Annotated in this window: 17 protein-coding genes and 2 pseudogenes; 10 read left to right on the forward strand and 9 right to left on the reverse strand. The window is 67.5% G+C overall.

Features of this window, described 5'->3' with window-relative positions; genetic code table 11:
- On the forward strand, window positions 1-344 hold a 344-nt coding region (locus tag CFE50_RS20015), incomplete at its 5' end, for an aldehyde dehydrogenase family protein (protein ID WP_286737037.1).
- Window positions 345-478: 134 nt separating this feature from the next.
- Window positions 479-1270, forward strand: a complete 792-nt coding sequence (gene attM, locus CFE50_RS20020; RefSeq protein ID WP_286737039.1) for an AttM family quorum-quenching N-acyl homoserine lactonase — start codon at window positions 479-481, stop codon at window positions 1268-1270.
- A 258-nt stretch (window positions 1271-1528) separates the two neighbouring features.
- On the opposite strand, the gene CFE50_RS20025 is transcribed toward attM, so the two are convergent.
- Entirely contained in the window at window positions 1529-2014 is a 486-nt protein-coding gene (locus CFE50_RS20025) for an FKBP-type peptidyl-prolyl cis-trans isomerase (protein WP_027598438.1), read from the reverse strand.
- Between the two features lie 225 nt (window positions 2015-2239).
- On the opposite strand from CFE50_RS20025, the gene CFE50_RS20030 reads away from it, so the two are divergent.
- Together CFE50_RS20030 and CFE50_RS20035 are read left to right on the forward strand one after the other, a co-directional pair.
- The gene (locus CFE50_RS20030; protein WP_286737041.1) at window positions 2240-2968 is read left to right on the forward strand and encodes a GNAT family N-acetyltransferase; all 729 of its coding nucleotides are present in this window, start codon (window positions 2240-2242) and stop codon (window positions 2966-2968) included.
- Complete coding sequence (locus CFE50_RS20035; protein ID WP_241807608.1) at window positions 2965-3762, forward strand: lysophospholipid acyltransferase family protein; 798 nt, start codon at window positions 2965-2967, stop codon at window positions 3760-3762. The genes CFE50_RS20030 and CFE50_RS20035 overlap by 4 nt, the downstream gene beginning before the upstream one ends.
- Here the strand turns inward: CFE50_RS20035 and CFE50_RS20040 are convergent.
- The gene (locus CFE50_RS20040) at window positions 3705-4292 is read right to left on the reverse strand and encodes an acyl carrier protein phosphodiesterase (protein ID WP_286737043.1); all 588 of its coding nucleotides are present in this window, start codon (window positions 4290-4292) and stop codon (window positions 3705-3707) included. The two genes, CFE50_RS20035 and CFE50_RS20040, sit on opposite strands and share 58 nt — an antisense overlap.
- Before the next feature lie 94 nt (window positions 4293-4386).
- Here CFE50_RS20040 and CFE50_RS20045 point away from each other — a divergent pair, with 94 nt between their 5' ends.
- Together CFE50_RS20045 and CFE50_RS20050 are read left to right on the forward strand one after the other, a co-directional pair.
- Window positions 4387-5346 (forward strand): 2-hydroxyacid dehydrogenase, encoded by a 960-nt coding sequence (locus CFE50_RS20045; protein WP_286737044.1) that lies wholly within the window; start codon window positions 4387-4389, stop codon window positions 5344-5346.
- 28 nt (window positions 5347-5374) lie between these two features.
- Window positions 5375-6376 carry a methyltransferase gene (locus tag CFE50_RS20050; RefSeq protein WP_286737045.1) on the forward strand — a complete coding sequence of 334 codons (1002 nt, stop codon included), beginning with the start codon at window positions 5375-5377 and terminating at the stop codon, window positions 6374-6376.
- Between the two features lie 183 nt (window positions 6377-6559).
- Here the strand turns inward: CFE50_RS20050 and CFE50_RS20055 are convergent, their stop codons facing one another.
- Window positions 6560-7381, reverse strand: coding sequence for a M48 family metallopeptidase (locus CFE50_RS20055; RefSeq protein WP_286737046.1), 822 nt, complete (start codon window positions 7379-7381; stop codon window positions 6560-6562).
- A gap of 162 nt (window positions 7382-7543) precedes the next feature.
- Between CFE50_RS20055 and CFE50_RS20060 the strand changes: the two genes are divergently transcribed.
- From CFE50_RS20060 to CFE50_RS22940, 3 genes and pseudogenes are all read left to right on the forward strand, one after another.
- Complete coding sequence (locus CFE50_RS20060) at window positions 7544-9673, forward strand: methyl-accepting chemotaxis protein (RefSeq protein WP_286737047.1); 2130 nt, start codon at window positions 7544-7546, stop codon at window positions 9671-9673.
- A gap of 1198 nt (window positions 9674-10871) precedes the next feature.
- Window positions 10872-11072 (forward strand): annotated as a pseudogene (locus CFE50_RS22935) (HAMP domain-containing protein); the annotation flags it as partial.
- 330 nt (window positions 11073-11402) lie between these two features.
- Window positions 11403-11930, forward strand: a pseudogene (locus CFE50_RS22940) (methyl-accepting chemotaxis protein); the annotation flags it as partial.
- Window positions 11931-11934: 4 nt separating this feature from the next.
- On the opposite strand, the gene CFE50_RS20070 reads toward CFE50_RS22940, so the two are convergent.
- The 3 genes from CFE50_RS20070 to CFE50_RS20080 form a co-directional block, all read right to left on the reverse strand.
- On the reverse strand, window positions 11935-12552 hold the full coding sequence (locus CFE50_RS20070) for an SOS response-associated peptidase (protein ID WP_241807615.1): 618 nt from the start codon (window positions 12550-12552) through the stop codon (window positions 11935-11937).
- Between the two features lie 154 nt (window positions 12553-12706).
- Window positions 12707-12967, reverse strand: coding sequence for a putative signal transducing protein (locus tag CFE50_RS20075; RefSeq protein ID WP_007162730.1), 261 nt, complete (start codon window positions 12965-12967; stop codon window positions 12707-12709).
- Window positions 12967-13149, reverse strand: a complete 183-nt coding sequence (locus CFE50_RS20080; protein ID WP_017639858.1) for a CPXCG motif-containing cysteine-rich protein — start codon at window positions 13147-13149, stop codon at window positions 12967-12969. Before CFE50_RS20080 ends, CFE50_RS20075 begins: the two co-directional genes overlap by 1 nt.
- Before the next feature lie 107 nt (window positions 13150-13256).
- Here CFE50_RS20080 and CFE50_RS20085 point away from each other — a divergent pair, with 107 nt between their 5' ends.
- The gene (locus CFE50_RS20085; protein WP_286737048.1) at window positions 13257-14417 is read left to right on the forward strand and encodes a 1-acyl-sn-glycerol-3-phosphate acyltransferase; all 1161 of its coding nucleotides are present in this window, start codon (window positions 13257-13259) and stop codon (window positions 14415-14417) included.
- Between the two features lie 60 nt (window positions 14418-14477).
- On the opposite strand, the gene CFE50_RS20090 is transcribed toward CFE50_RS20085, so the two are convergent.
- The 3 genes from CFE50_RS20090 to CFE50_RS20100 all read right to left on the reverse strand — a co-directional run bounded on the left by CFE50_RS20090 (window position 14478) and on the right by CFE50_RS20100 (window position 19825).
- Window positions 14478-15065, reverse strand: a complete 588-nt coding sequence (locus CFE50_RS20090) for a YajG family lipoprotein (RefSeq protein WP_007161696.1) — start codon at window positions 15063-15065, stop codon at window positions 14478-14480.
- A gap of 118 nt (window positions 15066-15183) precedes the next feature.
- Complete coding sequence (locus tag CFE50_RS20095) at window positions 15184-16686, reverse strand: efflux transporter outer membrane subunit (RefSeq protein ID WP_286737049.1); 1503 nt, start codon at window positions 16684-16686, stop codon at window positions 15184-15186.
- A gap of 1 nt (window position 16687) precedes the next feature.
- Window positions 16688-19825: an efflux RND transporter permease subunit gene (locus tag CFE50_RS20100; protein ID WP_145155721.1), complete on the reverse strand. Its 3138-nt coding sequence runs from the start codon at window positions 19823-19825 to the stop codon at window positions 16688-16690.
- Between the last annotated feature and the right edge of the window lies 1 nt (window position 19826).

Here is a 19826-nt window from a genome sequence, read left to right on the forward strand (position 1 = left end):
AGCCGACCATCCTCGCCGACGTGCCCAAGAGCGCCAAGGTGTCCAAGGAAGAGACCTTCGGCCCGCTGGCGCCGCTGTTCCGCTTCAAGGACGAGGCCGAGGTCATCGAGCTGGCCAACGACACCGAGTTCGGCCTGGCGTCCTATTTCTATGCCCGTGACCTGTCGCGCGTGTTCCGCGTGGCCGAGGCGCTGGAGTACGGCATGGTCGGCATCAATACCGGCCTGATTTCCACCGAGCTCGCCCCCTTCGGCGGCGTCAAGGCCTCGGGCCTGGGCCGCGAAGGCTCCAAGTACGGTATCGAGGACTACCTGGAGATCAAGTACCTCTGCCTGGGCGTCTAGCCGTCAGAACTGCAAGGCGCGGGGAACGGCCCGCGCGCGACCTGCCGCGATAGGCGGTGGGCAGGCACCACCTGGTTCGCCGTCCGTTTCGCGGCGACCTTCCGACAACAAGAGCTACCAAGAAGGAATGAACCATGACGGATATCCGACTCTACATGTTCCAATCGGGATCCCTGAGGTGCAAGGTCCATAACATCAAGATGAACCAGGGTAATGGCGCCGATTACGAAATCCCGGTGCCCTTCTACGTGCTGACCCATCCCCAGGGTCATACCATCATCGACGGCGGCAATGCCATCGAGGTGGCGACCGATCCCCGCGGCCACTGGGGCAGCATCTGCGACATCTACCAGCCGGTCCTGGCGCCTGACATGGGCTGCGTCGACCAGCTCAAGCGCATCGGCATCCGTCCGGAAGACGTGCGCTACGTACTGCAATCCCACCTGCACCTCGACCATACCGGCGCCATCGGTCGCTTCCCCAACGCCACCCATATCGTGCAGCGCCTGGAGTACCAATACGCCTTCGCCCCGGATTGGTTCGCCGCGGGCGGCTACATCCGCAAGGACTTCGACAAGCCCGGACTCAAGTGGTCCTTCCTCAATGGCAACGCCGACGACTTCTACGACCTCTATGGCGACGGCGTGCTGACCACGGTGTTCACCCCGGGGCACTCGCCCGGCCACCAGTCGATGCTGGTCCGGCTGCCCGAGAGCGGACCGTTGCTGCTCACCATCGACGCCGCCTACACCACCGATCACTGGGACGAAAAGGCCCTGCCGGGCTTCCTCTCGTCGACCATCGATACGGTGCATTCGGTGCAGAAACTGCGACAGCTCGCGGAAAAGACCGGGGCACGAGTGGTGACCGGGCACGACCCCGATGCATGGCCGGAATTCCGGCAGGCGCCCGACTACTACGCCTGAGTGCCACCGCGTGGACGAGGCTGCGCCGTCGTCCACCCTACGACCCGGCCGAGAGGCCGGATGACGGCCTCTCGGTAGGGTGGAAAACCGCGCAGCGTTTTCCACGCGTTACCCGAAACCCAAGAGAGGCCCTCACCCCAACCCTCTCCCCTCGGGAGAGGGTTGGGGTGAGGGCCGCCCGAACTCATACCGTCCGGAAACGACGACGCCCGTGCCGGCAAGGCCGGACACGGGCGTCGTGGAAGCCTGTCGCCAGGCTTAGTGGTGGTGACCACCTTCGCCATGGATGTGGCCGTGGGCGATTTCTTCGTCGCTGGCCGCACGCACGTTGACCACCTTGACGTCGAAATTCAGACGCTGGCCAGCCAGGGGGTGGTTGCCGTCGACGGTGACCTGGTCGCCATCGATGTCACGCACGGTGACGATCTGCATGGCGCCGTCCGGACCGGAAGCGTGGAACTGCATGCCCACTTCCAGCTCGTCCACGCCTTCGAACATTTCCTTGCCCAGGGTGGCAACCAGTTCGGGGGTGTATTCGCCGTAGGCGTCTTCCGGCTCGATGGCCACCTTCAACTCGTCGCCGGCCTGCTTGCCGGACAGGGCGCGCTCGAGGCCGGGAATGATGTTGCCCGCGCCTTGCAGGTACACCAGCGGAGCACCACCAGCGGAGCTGTCGATGACTTCGCCGGCGTCGTTGGTCAGGGTGTAGTCGATGGATACTGCCGTGTTCGCCGCGATCTGCATGGCCAGAACCTTCATGCTGGGAAAAAATAGGATTGACGCATCAGTCTACGCGTCCAACCTAGCAATTGCGAATGCGTTCGGTCAGTCCCCTGGCGCCCGCAGGCATCTGGAGGGCGCCCCTGCAACGGTGCCCGACCGCTCGTCACGAGATCGCCATGGCCGCTTCACGGGGCTGTCATCCCGGCTACCTAGGGTTTGCTGCATACCCACTGCCGGAGCCCTGCCATGCCGATTCCAGTGTCCGCACCGCCCGCGTTGCGCGCCGAACGCCTGTCGACCGCCGCGGATATCCGCGCCGCCCAGCGCCTGCGGGCCGTGGTCTTCGGCAGTACCTACGGCGTGCATTTCGCCGACAATCTCGACCAGGACGCCTACGACGCGCACTGCCTGCACCTGGGGGTGCGCGACCTGCGCAGCGGCGAGCTGATCGCCACCACGCGACTGCTCGACGGCCGCCGCCGCGAGCGTCTGGGCAGTCTCTACAGCGAAAGCGAATTCCAGCTGGAAGGCCTGGACGGCCTACAGGGTCCGCTGCTGGAAATCGGCCGCACCTGCGTGGCGCCCGGGCATCGCACCGGCGCGGCCATCGCCCTCTTGTGGGCGGAGCTGGCCGAGATCATGGCCTGCGGCGACTATCGCTACCTCATGGGCTGCGCCAGCGTGCCCATGGCCGATGGCGGTCTGCAGGCCGCCGCCCTGCTGCGCCAGGCCGCGCGGGACGAACGCATCCCGGCGATCCGCGCCACGCCGCGGCGCCCGCTGCCCTTCGTCGCCGTGCCGGACAACCTGGTGGTGCAGCTGCCGCCCCTGCTCAAGGCCTATCTACGCCTGGGCGCCCAGGTCTGCGGCGCGCCCTGCTGGGATCCGGAATTCGGCGTGGCCGACGTCTTCATCCTGCTCAAGCGCGAAGACCTCTGCCCGCGCTATGCCCGCCACTTCAAGGCCGCGGTATGAGGCGACTGCGCCTCGCCCTGCGGCTGCTGCCGGTGCTGGCCGCGCTGCTGCTCGGGGCGCTGTTCGCCCTGACGGTGGCGCTGGCGGTAACGCTCGGTCGCCGGCCCTGCCTGGGGCTGCGGCAACGGCTGACGCGGCGCTTCTTCCAGCTGCTGGCCCGGGCGCTGCGCCTGCGCCTGGAGGTCCGCGGCGAGGTGCCGCGCGGCACCCACCTGTGGCTGGCCAATCATGTGTCCTGGCTGGATATCGTCGCCCTCGGCAGCCTGCGGCCGCTGGGCTTCCTGTCCAAGGCGGAGGTGGCGGACTGGCCTTTCGCCGGCTGGCTGACGCGCCAGGCCGGCACCCTGTTCATCCGCCGCGGCGCCGAACGCGGTGACGCCCTGGGCGAGGCCCTGACCACGCGCCTGACCCAGGGCCTGTCGCTGGCGCTCTTTCCCGAAGGCACCACCACCGACGGCAGCGTGCTGCGGACCTTTCACGGCCGGCTGCTGAGTTCGGCCATCGCCACCGGCACCCCGCTGCAACCCGTGGCCCTGAGCTACTGGCGCCACGGCGAGCCGGATCGGGCCGCGGCCTTCATCGGCGACGACGACCTGGTGAGTCATCTGCTGCGGCTACTGGAGAATGGCGGGACCACCCTGAGGATCGAGTTGCTGCCTGCGGTGCTGCCCCAGGGCCAGGCGCGCCAGGTACTGGCGGGTCGCTGCCAGGCGGCCATCGCCGCCCGCCTCGGGATTCAGCTGGAAACCCGCGCCGCCCGCTCGGCGGCGGCAAAGGCCTGCAACTGCGGATAGAAGTCGCGAAAGTCTGCCAGCAGGCCGTCGTAGGCGGCCTCTAGCTCGGCGAAGGCCCCGGCCAGCAGTTCCGGGCGTGACAGCCGCCGCGCCATCCCCTCCACCACCCGCTCCAGCACGGCGAAGTCCTGGTAGCTGCCCAGCCAGTCCTGGCGCGCCATCAGGGGCGCGATGCGGGCCAGCCGGGGCGGCAGCTCCGGTTCCTCCAGCAGGGTCTGGTAGCAGTCCGCGACGAAATCCGGCAGCGGCTGCTCGGCATAGTCGTGCCAGAGACGCGCCAGGCAGTGATCGAAGAAGACATCCACCAGCAGTCCGGCCACCCGCCGCCGCGCCGCGGGCAGCCGGGTCTTGGCCCTGATCACCAGGGGGTGGTCGTCGGTATAGACGTCGATGCGCCGGTGCAGCCGGATGCCGGCGGCGATCCCGGCCGGCCAGGCGTCCGCCGAGCCCTTGACGAAATCGCCATAGAGGCTGCCGAGGCGATCTTCGCGGTCGGGGCCGCCCAGGTGCAGGTGCGCGAGATAATTCATCCCCTCAGCATACTCCAGCCGCGCCCGGGCGGTTTTCCTGGACGACCCGCGGCTGCTAGGCTCGGACCTCCCTTCCCTGTCCGCTGGAGTCGTCATGCCCGTTCGCGCCGTGTTCCTCGACTATGCCTCTCTCGACCTGGGCGATCTGGACCCGGCGCCCTTGCGCGCGGTGTTCGACGAACTGGACCTCCATCCGGCGAGCGCCCCGGACGAGGTCGCGGCGCGCCTGGCCGGCGCCCAGGTCGCCCTCGTCAACAAGGTGGTGCTGGACGCCGCCATCCTGGCCGCCTGCCCCGAGTTGAAGCTGGTGCTGGTGAGCGCCACGGGCACCAACAACATCGACCTGGAAGCCGCGCGCGCCCAGGGCGTGCGCGTCTGCAACTGCCAGGGCTACGGCACCGCCTCGGTCGCCCAGCACACCCTGGCGCTGCTGCTGGCCCTGGCCACCCGGTTGCCGGACTACCAGGCGGACATTCGCGCCGGTCGCTGGCAGAGCGCCAGCCAGTTCTGCCTGCTCGATCACCCCATCGTCGAGCTGGAGGGCAAGACCCTCGGCCTGCTCGGCCTCGGCGAACTGGGCAGCGCGGTCAAGCGGCTGGCCGAAGCCTTCGGCATGCAAACCCTGGTGGGCCAGTTGCCCGGTCGGCCCGCCCGCCCGGGCAGCCTGCCGCTGGCCGAGCTGCTGCCCCAGGTGGATGCCCTGACGATGCACTGCCCACTGACCGAGCAGACTCGCGGCCTGATCGGTGCGGCGGAACTGGCGGCGATGAAACCCACGGCCTTCCTGGTCAACACCGCCCGCGGCGGCATCGTCGACGAACAGGCCCTGGCCGACTGCCTGAGACGCGGCCACCTGGCCGGCGCCGCCACCGACGTGCTCAGCGTCGAGCCGCCGCGCGACGGCAATCCGCTGCTGGCCGGCGACATTCCGCGACTGATCGTCACCCCGCACAACGCCTGGGGCAGTCGCGAGGCGCGCCAGCGGATCATTGGCCAGCTCGCCGCCAATGCCGAGGGCCATTTCGCCGGCACGCCGCAGCGGGTGGTCTGCTAAAGTTCGCGCTTTTTCGCCAGGTAGCCCCATGGATCCGCGCAGCGAAGTCCTCCTCCGTCACCCCGAGCGCTTTGGCGGCGCCTTGCTGCTGGCCGGCTTGCCGGCCGACGACCTGCTGGGCGCCCTGCCCGCGGCCAGCGGCTGGAGCTGGCATGCGGGCGAGGCCGAACAACTGATGCGGCGCTATCCGGGTCGCGTCAGCCTGGGGATCGAACCCCCGGCAGGCGACTTCACCGCTGCCGTGCTGTTCCTGCCCAAGTCCCGCGAGGCCACCGACTTCCTGCTCACCGCCCTGAGCCAGCGCCTGCCGGCCGCGGGCAGTCTCTATCTGGTCGGTGAAAAAAAGGCCGGTATCGAACGCGCGGCGCGCCAACTGGGCGCCCTGGGCCAGGCCAGCAAGCTCGACAGCGCTCGCCATTGCCAACTGTGGGTGGTGCAGGACCCGCGCACCTCGGCCGATCCGCAGCCGGACACCTGGCTGCAACGCCACCGGCTGGAGCGGGCGGGAATGAGTCTGGAGATCTTCAGCCTGCCGGGCGTGTTCAGCCATGGCCGGCTGGACGTGGGCACGGCGCTGCTATTGGAACACCTCGACGACCTGCCCGAGGGGGCGGTGCTGGACTTCGGTTGTGGCGCCGGCGTGGTCGGCGCCGCCCTGGCCCGCCGCTATCCCGCCAGCAGCCTGCATCTACTCGACGTGGACGCCTTCGCCGTGGCCAGCAGTCGCCAGACGCTGGCGGCCAATGGTCTGGCCGGAGCCGTGATCGCCGGTGACGGCATCGCCGCGGCGCCCACCGGTCTTGCCGCCATCGTCAGCAATCCGCCCTTCCACAGCGGCGTGAAGACCGACTACCGCACCACCGAGACCCTGCTGGCCGAGGCGGTGCGTCATCTGCGTCCCGGCGGCGAATTGCGCCTGGTGGCCAACAGCTTCCTGCGCTATCCGCCGCTGATCGAGGCCGCCTTCGGCAATTGCCGCACCCTGGCCGAACGCGACGGCTTCAAGGTCTACAGCGCCCGGCTGCGGTAGCGACAAGTTTGGGCGTTGGGCTTCGCTGCGCTCAGCACCAACCTACGCGGCATCCGTAGGTTGGGTTGAGACGGCTTCATCGTCTAAGCCCAACAGGTCGCAGTGAACCGGGGCAACGGTGGAGCCCCCTCTCCCCCTGGGAGAGGGCTGGGGGTGAGGGAAACCCCTCCCCAACCCGAACCCTCAACCCTTCTTCGCCGCCTCGTACAGCGGCATCACCTTGGGAATCGCCGCCTGCAGGGCCTTGGTGCGGTTGGCATCGGAGGGGTGGGTACTGAGGAATTCCGCCGGCTGCTTGCCCTGGCTGGCCTGGGCCATCTTCTGCCAGAGGGTGATGGCGGCATTGGGGTTGTAGCCGGCGCGCGCCGAGAGCTCCAGGCCGATCAGGTCGGCTTCGTTCTCGTTGCCGCGGCTGAACGGCAGGGTCAGGGCCACCTGGGACACCTGGTCGGCCAGCTGCATGCCGCCCTGGCCGACGCCCAGCAGGGCCCCGCCGAGGTTTTCGCCCATCTGGATGGCATAGGCCCGCGACATCTGCTCGCGGCTGTGCTCGCGCAGGGCGTGGGCGATCTCGTGGCCCATCACCGCCGCCAGTTCGTCGTCGGTCAGCTTGAGCTGATCGATGAGGCCGCTGTAGACGAATATCTTGCCGCCGGGGCCGCAGTTGGCATTGAGTTCGTCGCTCTGCACCAGGTTGACCTGCCAGTCCCAGTTCACCGCGTCCGGACGGAAGGCCGCGGTCTGCGGGATCAGCCGCTTGGCGATGGCGGCCACGCGCTTGCCGTCGGCCGTGTCGTTGGCCAGCTTGCCGGCGGCCTTGGCCTCGCTGACCGTCTTGGCATAGGACTGGGCGTACATCTGGTTGACCTGCTGCTCGGACAGCATGCTGAACATGTACTGCTTGCGCTGCACCCCGACCGCACCACCCGAGGTGGTGTTGACGGTCTGGCAGGCGACCAGCAGCAGGCTCAGGGACAGGCCTGCGAGGGGAAGGATACGGCGCATGGGAATCTCCAGGTATCGAGGCGGATACAGTCTAGAGAGGGGCGTCAGACCCGGCAACGTCCGGTAATGCCCGGCAACGCTCTCCTGCCAGCCGACCGGAGGCCTCAATGGACAGGCGTCAGCGCCGATAGCTCCCGGTATCGAACGCCCCGGAGTCCCCCCATGAATTCCCGCTCCATTCGCACCTCCATCACCCTGCTGGCCGGCGCCTGCATCCTGGCGGTGGTCGCTGCCCTGATCGCCTACACCCTGTTCGCCGGTCAGCGCACCCGCGCCCTGGTCGACAGCCACACCGAGGCCCTGGCCGCCACGGCCGCCGAAGCCCGGCTCACGGCCGAGGCCGAGGCCGTGGGCAACCAGCTGCAGCGGCAGCTGGACGTCCCCCTGCAACTGGCCAATCAGCTGGCGCAACTCAACGTGGCCATGGCCAGTCCGGGCGACCAGCAGGTCGAGCTGGATCGCCAGGGCCTGGTCCGCCTGCTGGGCCAGAGTCTCAAGCGCCAGTCCGGCCTGCTCAGTCTCTATACCGTCTGGGAGCCAAATGCCATCGACGGCCAGGACGACCGCCATCGCGGCGACGCCGCGGCCGGCTACGACGAGCAGGGGCGCTTCACCCCCTGGTGGCACAAGACCCTGGACGGCGATGTGACGGTGGAACCGATCGGCCCGACCGTGGAAAGCCAGACCCGCCTGCCCTCGGGCGTGCGCGAAGGCGAGTACTACCTCTGCCCGCGGGAAAATCGGACGACCTGCGTGCTCGACCCCATGCCTGACACGGTCAACGAGCAGCAGGTGCTGATCGCCTCCTTCAACGTGCCGATCCTGGTCGGCGGCGCCTTCAAGGGCGTGGTCGGTGCCGACGTGCCGCTGGACTTCATCCAGCGCCAGCTGGTCAAGGCCAATGGCCGCCTCTATGGCGGCGTGGGCCGCATGGCCCTGGTGGCCGGCCGCGGCACCCTGGTCGCCTACACCGCCGATGCCAGCCAGCTGGGCAAACCGGCCGAACCGGTGCTGGGCGCGCCCCTGGCCGGCCTCAAGGACCTCGGCGAAGGCGTCACCCGTCGCTTCGACGCCCAGAGCGAGCGCTATCAGGTCTATCTGCCGCTGCGCTTCGCCGGCGACAACCGCCAGGTCTGGACGCTGATCATCGAACTCCCCCGCGAAGCCGTACTGGCCGACCTCTACAGCCTCAAGGAAACCCTCGGCAGCCAACGCCACCAGGATGTGGTCGGCATGCTGCTGGTGGGCCTGGCGGTCGCCGGCGCCGGTCTGCTGGTGCTCTGGCTGATCAGCCTGCGCATCGCCCGGCCGCTGCGGCAGATGGTGACCATGCTCGACGCCATCGGTCAGGGCGACGGTGACCTCACCCAGCGCCTCGCCACCGAGCGCCGCGACGAGGTTGGCGCCATGGCCGGCGGCTTCAATCGCTTCCTGGCCTCGCTGCAGGGCCTCATCGGCCAGCTGATCCGCTCGGTGGGCGAGGTGGCATCGGCCGCCGAGCACACCTCCCATATCGCCCAGCGCACCCGCGACGGCGTGCAGCGCCAGTTGCAAGAGATCGACCAACTGGCCACCGCCATGCAGGAGATGACCGCCACCGCCCAGGACGTGGCCGGCAATGCCGGTCGCGCGGCGCGGGCCGCCACCGAGGCGGACGGCGCGGTCAACGAAGGCCAGCGGCTGGTGCAGCAGAACGTCGCCAGCAGCGCCGCCCTTGCCCGGGAGATCGAGCGCGCGGTGGAGCAGGTCCGCCGGGTCGCCGAGGACAGCGAGAACATTGGCTCCATCCTCACCACCATCAACGGCATCGCCGAGCAGACCAATCTGCTGGCGCTCAACGCCGCCATCGAGGCGGCGCGGGCCGGCGAGCAGGGCCGCGGCTTCGCCGTGGTGGCCGACGAGGTGCGTAATCTGGCGCAAAAGACCCAGGTCGCCACCGGCGAGATCCAGGAGATGATCCAGCGCCTGCAGCAGGGCACCCGCGAGGCGGTGACGGTGATGCAGGCCAGCGGCGCCCAGACCAGCACCCAGGTCGCCCAGACCGAGGCCACCCGGCAGGCCCTGAACACCATCCTGGCGGCGGTGGGCGAGATCACCAGCATGAATCTGCAGATCGCCAGCGCCGCGGAAGAACAAAGCGCGGTGGCCGAGGACATCAATCGCAACGTGGTCAACATCGGCCAGAGCGCCCAGGCGGTCCACGGCGAAGCCGACAGCGCCTCCCGCGCCGGCCAGCAGCTGCGCGAACTGGCCGAGCAGCAACGCCAGCTGGCAGGGCGGTTCCGGGTCTAGCAAGGCTAGCTGCGTGCCCCTCCTCTCTGTTTGGGGAGGGGTTCGTCGGCAGCGATGCGCCACTAAAACCTAAAGGTAGCGCGGTGCACTGCCGACAACCTGGCGCCACCCAAGCACTGGAGTGTTGTCGATGTCTTTCCGCTCAGTCCGTACGACCATCACGCTGCTCTCGGGGAGCTGCATCCTGACCGTGGTCATGGCGCTCGTCGGTTATGTGCTCTTTGCCGGCATGCGCACCCAAAGCCTGGTCGACACCCATACCGCCCAGCTTGCCGAGCGTGCTGCCCAGGCCCGGTTGGATGCCCAGGCCCAGGCGATTGCCGGCAGCCTGATGCAGAAGCTGGATCTACCGCTCACGGTCGCCCGCGGTATCGCTCAACTCAATGCCCAGGCCGACAGCAGCGCCGAACGGCCCCTGCGGATCGACCGTGAAGGCCTCAACAACCTGCTCCAGCAGACCCTGCTCGACAATCCCGACCTGCTCGACGTCTACGCGGGCTGGGAGCCCAATGCCTTCGACGGCGCAGACGCCCAGTACGCCGGACGCAGCGAAGCCGGCTATGACGCCACGGGTCGCTTCATGCCCTGGTGGTATCGCACACCCGAAGGCGGTCTGAAGGTGGAGCCCCTGGGGCCGACCATGGAAAGCCAGACGGTGCTGCCCACCGGGGTCCGCGAGGGTGAGTACTACCTCTGCCCGCGGCAGAGCCTCAAGCCCTGCATCGTCGATCCGGCACCCTACGAGATGAATGGGCAGAAGATCCTGATGTCCTCCTTCAACGTGCCCATCCTGGTCAAGGGTGCCTTCAAGGGCGTGGTAGGCGCCGACCTGTCCCTGGCCTTCATCCAGGAGCAGCTCAAGCAAGCCAACGCCAATCTCTACAAGGGCGCGGGCAGCATGGCGCTGGTCGCCAACCGCGGCACCCTGGTGGCCTATACCCGGGATCCCAAGGCGCTCGGTCAGCCGGCCACGCAGATACTCGGCGACGCGGCCCAGGGCCTGGCGCAACTCGGCGATGGGGTGACCCGTCGCTTCGATAGCCAACACGACCTCTATCAGGTGTATCTGCCGCTGCGCCTGGGCAGCAATGCCACCACCTGGACGTTGATCCTGCAGCTGCCCCGCGCGGCGGTGCTAAGCGATCTGCATCTTCTGCAACAGGCCCTCGGCGAACAACGCCGTACTGATATGGCCGGCATGCTGCTGGTAGGCCTGCTGGTAGCTGGCGGCGGCCTGCTGCTGCTCTGGCTGGTCAGCCTGCGCATCGCCCGCCCGCTCCGGCAAATGGTGGCCATGCTCGACGACATCGCCAAGGGCGATGGGGACCTGACCCAGCGGCTGACGGTCAATCGCCGCGACGAACTCGGTGCCATCGCCAGCGGTTTCAATGCCTTCCTCGGTTCGCTGCAGCACCTCATCGGTCAGCTGGTACATTCGGTCAGCGACGTGAACATGGCCGCCACCCAGACCTCCAACATCGCCCAGCGCACCCGCGACGGCGTGCAGCGCCAGCTGCAGGAGATCGACCAGGTGGCCACCGCCATGCAGGAAATGACCGCCACCGCCCAGGATGTCGCCAGCAATGCCGGACGCGCCGCTCAGGCGGCCACCCAGGCCGATAGCGCCGTGAGCGAAGGCCAGCGCGTGGTGCGGCAGAATGTCAGCGATTGCGCCACCCTCGCCGCGGAAATCGAGCGCGCCGTGACCCAGGTACGCCTGGTAGCCGATGACAGCGAGAACATCGGCTCCATCCTCACCACCATCAACGGCATCGCCGAGCAGACCAATCTGCTGGCGCTCAATGCGGCCATCGAGGCGGCCCGCGCCGGCGAGCAGGGCCGTGGCTTCGCCGTGGTGGCCGATGAGGTGCGCACCCTGGCGCAAAAGACCCAGGTCGCCACCGGCGAGATCCAGAGCATGATCCAGCGCCTGCAGAGCGGCACTCGGGAGACCGTAGCACTGATGCAGAACAGCCATGCCCAGACCAGCAATCAGGTGGAACAGACCCAGGCGGCCAGCCGGGCCCTGGAGGTCATCCTCACCGCCGTGGGCGAGATCACCGAAATGAACCTGCAGATCGCCAGCGCCGCCGAGGAGCAGAGCGCGGTGGCCGAGGACATCAATCGCAACGTGGTCAACATCGGCCAGGCGGCCAATGGCGTACACGACCAGGCTGATCAGGCCACCCGCGCCGGTAGCCACCTGAGCGAACTGGCCGAACGGCAGCGCCAGTTGGCGGCGCGCTTCAAGGTCTAGCGGATCACAAGGGCGTCAAACACTCCGGTCCGTCCACCTCGGGCCGGTTGACGATATCGGCCAGCACCCGCTCGCGCAGCGGCATGCCGCCCGCGGCCAACAGCGCCTGCAGGGCTTCGGGCGGGCTGTCCGGATCCTGCCACAGGGCACGCCCCGCTTCATCCAGCAGGATCGGCCGCCGCAGCGGGCCGGCGGCCTGGGTGACCATGGCCACCGACAGCCAGAGCTGGTCCCCGGCCGGATAGGCCTCCCAGAGCGCGGCGAACCAGGCCAGGGGTTCGCCATTGAGCATCCAGTAGGGCCGCTTGCGATGATTGCCGCGCCATTCGTAGAAGCCGTTGGCGGGCAGCAGGCAACGCCGCAGGCGAAAGGGCTCGCGAAACATCGGCTGGGTGGCCAGGCTTTCGGCGCGGGCATGGGTGGGGGTGCGGGAAAGATCGGTGAGCCAGGGCGGGGTCAGCCCCCAGCGGCCGCTGTCGACCCGCTCGCCCTCGGCGGTCCGCCGCTGCAGCAGCACCTGCTGGTGGGGGGAGATGTTCCAGCGCGGCGCATGCTTTTTGGGGAATCCCGCCAGGGCGGCGAATTCGGCGGGCCAGCGGAACAGGGCGTAGCGTCCGGACATGAAAACCTTTTTAGGTTCTTTACGAAAAGTCGCCGAGCGAAGGTCAGGCGAGGCGAAAAATGCTGAGGAAGCGGAGTTTACAAGTGGTAAATGAGCATTCCGAAGCGTTTTTCAACGAAGCATCACCGATGCGTAGGCACTTTTCGTCTAGAACCTAGCAGACGAGGATGCCCTGCTCGGGGGAGGGATCCTCTCCCGGCAGGGGCGTGGCGGCATTGTACGCGGCGATCAGCGCCTGCGCGCGGAGGGCCTCCTCATCCTCGACCAGCAGGCCGAGCAGCCCGGCCGCCGGCAGGTCGCCGATGCCCCCGAGCAGATGGCGCCCGGCGAGAAAGCCGCTGATGCCTTCGCTGGCCAGCACCGCCAGGAGCAATTCACCCTCGTGCAGCGAACCCGGCTCGTAGATGCGCCGCATCAGTCGTCCTCCCGACGAACCTCGAGATTCCAGTCCTCGCCATCGGTGTGCAAGCCGAAGCGGATCGGCCGGCAGCAGACCTCGCAGTCTTCGTAGTAATCCTGATCACCGCCGCTGAGGTCGAGCACCACCTCGCCCGGTTCGCCGCAATAAGGGCAATCGTATTCCTGGCTTTCCAGCATCTGCCTGCACTCCTCGACCGCCAACCTGCCGCCCATCCGGCCCCTGGCGCTTGCATCTGGCGCCACGCCCACTACTATGGCCGCCGGAATTTCTACAAGAGAACACCATGGGCGAGTTCGAAGCCATTCGACCCTATAACGACGCGGAAGTCCCCGGGGTTCTGGCCCGCCTGATCGACGACGACCACTTCATCGCCATCCTCGCCGGCTACCGTTTCCCGCGCCTGTCCAAGGGCCTCGGCTGGGTAGTGCGGCCCCTGTTGCGCACCCGCCTGCGCCAGGAACTGGGCGGCATCCAAAGCGTCGCCGCGCTGCAGGACAAGCTCGAACCCTATGTGGATCGCGCCATCGAAAAGGCCTCGGACGGCGTCACCTACTCCGGTATCGACCAGCTGCGCAGCGGCCGGGCCTATCTGTTCCTGGCCAACCACCGCGACATCGTGATGGACCCGGCCTTCGTCAACTATGCCGTCTACCACGCCGGTCTGCCAACGCCGCGCATCGCCATCGGCGACAACCTCCTGCAGAAGCCCTTCGTCAGCGACCTGATGCGACTGAACAAGAGCTTCATCGTGCACCGCTCCATCAGCGGTCGGCGCGAAAAGCTGGCGGCGTACCAGAATCTGTCCGCCTACATCAATCACTCGATCCGCCAGGACGGCCAGTCCATCTGGATCGCCCAGGCCGAGGGCCGGGCCAAGGACGGCGATGACCGCACCGATTCGGCCATCCTCAAGATGTTTCACATGAGCTGCAAGGACGCGCCCTTCGCCGAGCTGGTCAAGGCGCTGAACATCGTCCCGGTGTCGATCAGCTACGAATTCGATCCCTGCGACCAGGCCAAGGCCCGCGAACTGCACATCCGCGCCACCACCGGCGGCTATACCAAGGCACCGGGCGAGGACGACGTCAGCATCGCCCTGGGCATCACCGGTTACAAGGGCCGGGTGCACGTGGCCTTTGGCGAGCCGGTCACGGGGGAGTTCGAGGATGCCAAGGCGCTGGCCCAGGAAATGGACCGGCAGATCCTCGGCAACTACCGGCTGTTCCCGGCCAGCTACCTCGCCTATGCCGCCTGGGAGGGTCGCGATCCGCAGCTGGCCGTGCCCGCGGTGGACGCCCTCTTTCCCGCCGAGGAGATCGCGGTCGCCCGCGGCGAATGGGAAAAGCGCCTGGCCGAGTGCCCGGCGGAATACCGCGCGCAGCTGGTGCGCCAGTACGCCCAGCCGGTGCTCAACAAATACCGCGTGCTGGCCGGCCTGGAATAGCGGTCGGCTACCCATGAAAAAGCCCGGCACTGGCCGGGCTTTTTTGTGGGCGTCGGGTTTTCAGCGACCGCTGAGCACCTGGACCACGGTCGGATCCTTGAACACCCGGGTCAGGGCATCGCTCAGCACATCGCTGACCAGCTTGGTGTTGGCCTCGGCGTTGGGCGCCATGCCGAAACGCTGGTTGAGGCTGGCGCCGTAGCGGCCGCGATAGCCGCGCTGACTGTTGCGCACGTCGACCTGGAAGGCCGCGGCGACGTCGGAGGCGGTGACGTACAGCTCCTTGGGCGACTGGTAGTTCAGCTCGGCCAGGGTCAGGGTCAGCTGGGGCGCGCCGGGGCCGGCATTGGGCGACGGGGTGAAGCCCATCTGGCGGACCGCCTTCTCGGCTTCGGCCTGCAGCTTGGGAATCACGTCCTGGGTCTGCACCACCACCACGCTGGTGTCGGGATAGAGACCGCCGCGGGTGCCGAGGGTAAAGGAAGAACGGCCGTCGACCACCCGTACCGAAACCGGCTGGCCCTGGCCGACCGGGGCGATGGGCGCGGTGATCTGGGGTTGCGGACTCAATTGCTGGGGGCTGCTGGCGCAGCCGGCCAGGGTCAGACCAGTGGCGGCGAGCAGGCCGAGCAACAGGCGATAGCGCATGCAGAGACTCCAGAGAAAGGGACAGGGGGCAGTATACCCAGCCCCCCAGCGGCGTCGATAGACGGGCACCCCGGACAGAAGAACGCCGGCACGAGGCCGGCGTCTTCCTGGAGCAGGGTCAGGGCTTGGCCGCCAGCGGCGGTCGCGTCTGGCTGCGCTCCAGCCAGCCACCGCCGAGGGCCTTGTACAGGGTGACCTCGCTGTTGAGCTGGTTGAGTCGATCGGTGATCAGCTGCTGCTGGGCGCTGTACAGCGAGCGCTGGGCGTCGAGCACCGTGAGGTAGTTGTCGATGCCCTGGCGATAGCGCAGGTTGGCCAGGTCGTAGTACTCCTGGCTGGCCTGCACCAGGTCCTGCTGGGCCTGCAGCTGGTCGTCGTAGGTGCCCTTCGCCGCGAGGGCATCGGCCACTTCGCGGAAGGCGGTCTGGATCGACTTCTCGTAGGTGGCGACGTTGATGTCCTTCTGGATCCTGGCCGCATCCAGGCTGGCCTTGAGGCTGCCGGCCGTGAAGATCGGGATGTTGATGCTCGGCGAGAAGGTCCAGTAGCCGGAGCCGGCGTCGAACAGGCCATTCAGATCGCGACTGGCAGTGCCACCCTGGGCGGTCAGGCTGATGCGCGGGAAGAAGGCCGCCCGCGCCGCGCCGATGTTGGCGTTGGCGGCGCGCAGCTGCAGCTCGGACTGGAGGATGTCCGGGCGCTTCTGCAGGAGATCCGACGGCAGGTTGGCCGGCAGGTCGGCGAGCAGGTCCTTGCCGTCCAGGCCCTTGCCCTGCGGCAGGTCGGCCGGGATCGAGGTGCCCAGCAGCAAGGTCAGGGCGTTGCGATCCTGGGCCACCTGGCGGGTGTATTGCGCCAGATTCGCCCGCGCCCCTTCCAGGGCGGTGCGCGACTGGCGCAGGTCCAGGCCGCTGGCCACGCCGTTCTCCACGGTCTGACGGGTCAGGTCGTAGGAGCGCTGATAGGCGTCCAGGGTCTCGCGGGTCAGTTGCAGCATGCGCTGGTCGGTGAGCCAGGCGTAGTAGGCGTTGGCCACTTCCGAGACCAGCGAGATCTGGGTGCTGCGACGTCCTTCGCTGGTGGCGAAGTAGTTGAGCAGCGCCTGCTCGCTGAGGCTGCGCAGGCGACCGAAGAGGTCCAGCTCATAGGAGGTGAAGCCCAGGGTCACGCTGTACTGGCTGCTGATGCCGCCACCACCACCGCCACCCGCGCCGTTGGCGCTGTTGCCGGCGAGCAGTTCGCGGATCGCGGAGACCTGGCTCAGGTCTTCCGGCTGGCGGGTACGGGTCCCGGTGCCGCTGACACTGATGTCGGGAAACAGCTCGGCGCGCTGCACGCGGTACTGCGCCTGGTAGAGGCGCACGTTGAGCGCGGCCTGGCGCAGGTCGCGGTTGTTGTCCAGCGACAGCTGGATCAGCCGCTGCAGGGCCGGGTCGCGATAGAAATCGCGCCAGCCGATGTCGGCCGCCTGCTGGTCGCGATTGACCGTCAGGGCATCGTAGGCCTGGCCATGGGGCCAGGCATTCTCCACCGGCGCGTTGGGTCGCTGGTAGTCGGGGATCAGGCTGCAGCCGGAGACGGCCAGCATGCCCACGACCACTGCCAAGAGAGACTTCTTCATATCAGTGTCCTTCCTTGCCATGGGCTTCCTGGTCCTTGGTGGCCTTGTCCTTGAACAGGCTGCTGACCACCACGTAGAACATGGGAATCCAGAAGATCGCCAGTATCGTGGCGGTGAGCATGCCGCCGATCACGCCGGTACCCACGGCGTGCTGGCTGCCGGAGCTCGCGCCCGAGGAAATCGCCAGGGGCACCACGCCCAGGATGAAGGCCATGGAGGTCATGATGATGGGCCGCAGGCGCATGCGCGAGGCTTCCACCGCCGCATCAACGATGTTCTTGCCGCCCTCGTGCAGCTCCTTGGCGAATTCCACGATCAGGATGGCGTTCTTCGCCGCCAGGCCGATGGTCGTCAACAGACCGACCTGGAAGAAGACGTCGTTGGCCAGGCCACGGAAGTAGGTGGCCAGCAAGGCCCCCACCACCCCCAGCGGCACCACCAGGATGACCGCGATCGGGATCGACCAGCTCTCGTACAGCGCCGCCAGGCAAAGGAACACCACCAGCAGCGACAGGGCGTAGAGCGCCGGCGCCTGGGAGCCCGACAGGCGCTCCTCGTAGGACAGACCGGTCCAGGCGATACCTACGCCCTGCGGCAAGTCCTTGGCCATGCGCTCGATCTCGGCCATGGCGTCACCGGTGCTGTAGCCGGGTGCCGCGGAACCGAGGATCTCCAGCGAGGAGATGCCGTTATAGCGCTCCAGCTTGGGCGAGCCGTAGATCCACTCGCCGCGGGCGAAGGCCGACACCGGCACCATCTCGCCCGCGCTGTTGCGCACGTACCACTTGTTGAAGTCCTCGGGATTCATCCGCGCGCTGGCTTCGCCCTGCAGGTACACCTTCTTCACCCGACCGCGGTCGATGAAGTCGTTGACGTAGCTGGACGCCCAGCCGATGGACAGCGTCTGGTTGACGTCGCTCTGCGACAGCCCCAGAGCGCGTACCTTCTCGTCGTCGACGATGAGCTTGAATTGCGGCTCGTCGTTGAGGCCGTTGGGACGGGTCTGCATCAGCTTGGGATTCTGCGCGGCCATGCCGAGCAGCTGGTTGCGCGCCGCCATGAGCGCCTCGTGGCCAATGCCGCCCTGGTCCTGCAGATAGAAGTCGAAGCCGGTGGCGTTACCCAGCTCCAGCACCGCCGGCGGCACGATGGCGTAGACGATGGCGTCCTTGATGCCCGACAGGTAGCCCATGGCGCGACCGGCCACGGCACTGGCCCCGTCCTTTGCGTCCGGGCGCTCTTCCCAGGGCTTGAGCTGGATGAACGCCAGGCCCGAACTCTGGCCGCGACCGGCGAAGTTGAAGCCGTTGACGGTGAACATCGAGCTGACCGCGCTCGAGTCGTTCTTCATCATCATCTCGCGCATGGTGTCGAGCACCTTCTGCGTCCGCTCGGCACTGGAGCCCGGCGGCGTGGTGACCTGGGCGAAGATCACGCCCTGGTCCTCTTCCGGCAGGAAGGACGACTGGATGCGGGTGAACAGGAACACCATGACGCCGACGATCAGCAGGTACAGCAGCAGGAAGGGCACCTTGTGGCGGATCACCGCGGCCACGCTGCGCTCGTAGCGGTGCTGACCGCTCTCGAACTTGCGGTTGAACCAGCCGAAGAAACCGCGCTTCTCGTGGTGCCCCTGCTTGACCGGCTTGAGCAGGGTGGCGCACAGCGCCGGGGTCAGGATCAGGGCCACCAGCACCGAGAGCACCATCGAGGAAACGATGGTGATGGAGAACTGGCGATAGATGACCCCGGTGGAGCCGCCAAAGAAGGCCATGGGCACGAACACCGCCGACAGCACCATGGCGATACCGACCAGGGCGCCCTGGATCTGGCCCATGGACTTGCGCGTCGCCTCCTTGGGCGAGAGCCCCTCCTCGGCCATCACCCGCTCGACGTTTTCCACCACCACGATGGCATCGTCCACCAGCAGGCCGATGGCGAGCACCATGCCGAACATGGTCAGGATGTTGATGGTGAAACCGGCGGCCAGCAGCACCGCGAAGGTGCCCAGCAGGACCACGGGTACGGCGATGGTGGGGATCAGGGTGGCCCGGAAGTTCTGCAGGAACAGGAACATCACCAGGAACACCAGCAGGATCGCCTCGCCCAGGGTCTTGACCACCTCATGGATGGAGGCGGTCACCACCGGGGTGGTGTCATAGGGATAGACCACTTCCATGCCCGGCGGCATGAACGGCTTGAGGCGTTCGATGGTGGCGCGAACTGCCTTGGCGGTGTCCAGGGCGTTGGCCCCGGTGGCCAGACGCAGCGCCATGCCGGAGGCCGGCTTGCCGTTGAACTGGGCGTCGATGGAATAGTTCTCGCCCCCCAGCTCCACCCGCGCCACGTCGCGCAGGCGCACCTGGGCGCCGCTCTGATCGACCTTGAGGAAGATCTTGCCGAATTCCTCGACGCTGGTCAGGCGGGTCTTGCCGATGATGGTGGCGTTGAGCTGCTGCCCCGGCACCGCCGGCAGGCCGCCGAGCTGACCGGAGGCGATCTGCACGTTCTGGCTCTGGATGGCGCTGCTGACGTCGACCGGTGTCAGCTGGTACTTCACCAGCTTCTGCGGATCCAGCCAGATGCGCATGGCGTACTGCGCACCGAACACCTGGAAGTCACCCACACCGCTGGTCCGCGCGATGGGATCGCGCATGTTGGAGACGATGTAGTTGGACAGGTCTTCCTTGGTCAGGGAGCCGTCCATGGAGACCAGGCCCACCACCATCATGAAGTTGCGCTGGTACTTGGCGACGCGCATGCCCTGCTGCTGGACTTCCTGCGGAAGGAGCGGCGTCGCCAGCTGCAGCTTGTTCTGCACCTGGACCTGGGCGATGTCGGAGTTGGTGCCCTGGTTGAAGGTCACGATGATGGTCATGCTGCCATCGGAGTTGGACTCCGAGGAGATGTACCTGAGGTTGTCGATCCCGTTCATCTGCTGCTCGATGACCTGGACCACGGTGTCCTGCACCGTCTGCGCCGAGGCGCCCGGGTAGCTCACCTGGATCGAGACCGCCGGGGCGGCGATGTTCGGGTACTGGTTGATCGGCAGATTGAGGATCGACAGGATACCGGCGAGCATGATCACCAGGGCGATCACCCAGGCGAAGATGGGCCGGTCGATGAAGAACTTGGACATC

This window comes from Pseudomonas sp. PGPPP4, from assembly GCF_002256045.1.
GTDB lineage: Bacteria > Pseudomonadota > Gammaproteobacteria > Pseudomonadales > Pseudomonadaceae > Chryseomonas > Chryseomonas oryzihabitans.

Bases quoted from the DNA above. Each gene is read 5' to 3' on its own strand.
- CFE50_RS20090 (WP_007161696.1), bottom strand. From the start codon at position 15,065: ATGCGCTATCGCCTGTTGCTCGGCCTGCTCGCCGCCACTGGTCTGACC.
- attM (WP_286737039.1), top strand. From the start codon at position 479: ATGACGGATATCCGACTCTACATGTTCCAATCGGGATCCCTGAGGTGC.
- CFE50_RS20060 (WP_286737047.1), top strand. From the start codon at position 7,544: ATGAATTCCCGCTCCATTCGCACCTCCATCACCCTGCTGGCCGGCGCC.
- CFE50_RS20075 (WP_007162730.1), bottom strand. From the start codon at position 12,967: ATGCGGCGCATCTACGAGCCGGGTTCGCTGCACGAGGGTGAATTGCTC.
- CFE50_RS20100 (WP_145155721.1), bottom strand. From the start codon at position 19,825: ATGTCCAAGTTCTTCATCGACCGGCCCATCTTCGCCTGGGTGATCGCC.
- CFE50_RS20095 (WP_286737049.1), bottom strand. From the start codon at position 16,686: ATGAAGAAGTCTCTCTTGGCAGTGGTCGTGGGCATGCTGGCCGTCTCC.
- CFE50_RS20080 (WP_017639858.1), bottom strand. From the start codon at position 13,149: ATGCTGGAAAGCCAGGAATACGATTGCCCTTATTGCGGCGAACCGGGC.
- CFE50_RS20030 (WP_286737041.1), top strand. From the start codon at position 2,240: ATGCCGATTCCAGTGTCCGCACCGCCCGCGTTGCGCGCCGAACGCCTG.
- CFE50_RS20040 (WP_286737043.1), bottom strand. From the start codon at position 4,292: ATGAATTATCTCGCGCACCTGCACCTGGGCGGCCCCGACCGCGAAGAT.
- CFE50_RS20070 (WP_241807615.1), bottom strand. From the start codon at position 12,552: ATGTCCGGACGCTACGCCCTGTTCCGCTGGCCCGCCGAATTCGCCGCC.
- CFE50_RS20050 (WP_286737045.1), top strand. From the start codon at position 5,375: ATGGATCCGCGCAGCGAAGTCCTCCTCCGTCACCCCGAGCGCTTTGGC.
- CFE50_RS20035 (WP_241807608.1), top strand. From the start codon at position 2,965: ATGAGGCGACTGCGCCTCGCCCTGCGGCTGCTGCCGGTGCTGGCCGCG.
- CFE50_RS20055 (WP_286737046.1), bottom strand. From the start codon at position 7,381: ATGCGCCGTATCCTTCCCCTCGCAGGCCTGTCCCTGAGCCTGCTGCTG.
- CFE50_RS20025 (WP_027598438.1), bottom strand. From the start codon at position 2,014: ATGCAGATCGCGGCGAACACGGCAGTATCCATCGACTACACCCTGACC.
- CFE50_RS20045 (WP_286737044.1), top strand. From the start codon at position 4,387: ATGCCCGTTCGCGCCGTGTTCCTCGACTATGCCTCTCTCGACCTGGGC.
- CFE50_RS20085 (WP_286737048.1), top strand. From the start codon at position 13,257: ATGGGCGAGTTCGAAGCCATTCGACCCTATAACGACGCGGAAGTCCCC.